Genomic DNA, 1156 nt, shown 5'->3' with positions numbered 1-1156 from the left:
TGGGTCCTTAATCCGTATGAGCCTTTTGAGCGAGCCGACATCACGGCCGCGCCGTAAGCGTGGCCAGTAGGCCGCCTTGTTATTGAGCGCGGCTCTTCTGGTAGGCGAGCTTGCCGGCGTGTCGGCGGATGGCGATGGCGGCGACGGCACGTCGAGTGAAGCGTTCGTCGATGTCGTCGGCGTTGTAGGGTCCGCCATACCATTCGCGTAGGTGTTCGTGTTCTTCGTGACTGGGGTCGGCCATGGCATCGAGAAACATCTCGAACCCGGGCAAGCCGCCGACATCCTCTGGCGGGCAGCGCCGGGTGCCATCGACGAAGCGCGGATACTTGACGTCGGGTTCACCGGGGGCGACCGTCTCAAGCGTGATGCTGTGCCGCCAGTCGTCGCCCATGTCGTAGGTGTAGACGAGCTCCCGCACGCCCCGGTCGATGAGGGCCGCGAGCTTCACGTTCTTGGCCGCGGTCATGCCGCTCTCCGGCCACATCGGGTCGGGGATGCCGTAGCGCCGGTCGTCGGCCTCGAAATGCCACAGATGGCAATTCTCCCAGCCCATTGCGGCCTGGATGATGTCATGGAGCATCTTGAGGCTGGCGGTGACTGGCACGTCGACCCGGCGCCAGATGGCGGGTTTGATGTCATCCAGGACGATATGCAGGCGGGCGATGGTTTCGACGCTCATGCCGCCAGTCTGGCAGGTTCGGGAGACCAGTTCCACGGCATGAGTTCGTCCCAGCGACTGGCAGGCCAGTCACCGGCCACCCTGGCGATGACGTCGGCGATATAGGCCTGCGGGTCGACGCCGTTCGCCTTGCAGGTCTGGATGACGGTGTAGATGGCAGCGGCCCGTTCACCACCTGCGCGCGAACCGGCGAACAGCCAGTTGCGGCGTCCAATGGCAACACCGCGCAGTGCACGCTCCGCGATATTGTTGTCGATTTCCAGACGACCCTCACCCAGGAAGCGCGACAGTGCCTGCCAGCGCTTGGTGCCGTAGGCGATGGCTTTGGCCATGTCGGACCTGGGCGACAGATGGCGAAGGGCGGCGTCGAGCACCTCGCGCAGGGCCTCGACCAGCGGTTTGCTCCGCTCCTGCCTGACACAACACCGTATGTCGGGCGGCTGGCCGCGCACCTCGGCCTCGACGGCATAGATC

Annotated in this window: 2 protein-coding genes; both read right to left on the bottom strand. The window is 65.1% G+C overall.

Annotation, left to right across the window (positions count from 1 at the left end):
• Nucleotides 1-79: 79 nt before the first annotated feature.
• Nucleotides 80-682: a plasmid pRiA4b ORF-3 family protein gene (locus U1700_RS15050; RefSeq protein ID WP_058732336.1), complete on the bottom strand. Its 603-nt coding sequence runs from the start codon at nt 680-682 to the stop codon at nt 80-82.
• Nucleotides 679-1156 (bottom strand): IS66 family transposase (locus tag U1700_RS15045; protein ID WP_332753486.1); only part of this gene is annotated, 478 nt, incomplete at its 5' end. The genes U1700_RS15045 and U1700_RS15050, both read right to left, overlap by 4 nt.

This window comes from Sphingomonas sp. RB1R13, from assembly GCF_036663775.1.
GTDB lineage: Bacteria > Pseudomonadota > Alphaproteobacteria > Sphingomonadales > Sphingomonadaceae > Sphingomicrobium.
The sequence above is the reverse complement of the archived record's forward strand: the minus strand, read 5'-3'. Positions and strand labels throughout refer to the sequence as shown.

What these genes read in the sequence shown, in the direction of transcription:
- U1700_RS15050 (WP_058732336.1), bottom strand. Translation starts at nt 682, where the DNA reads ATGAGCGTCGAAACCATCGCCCGCCTGCATATCGTCCTGGATGACATC.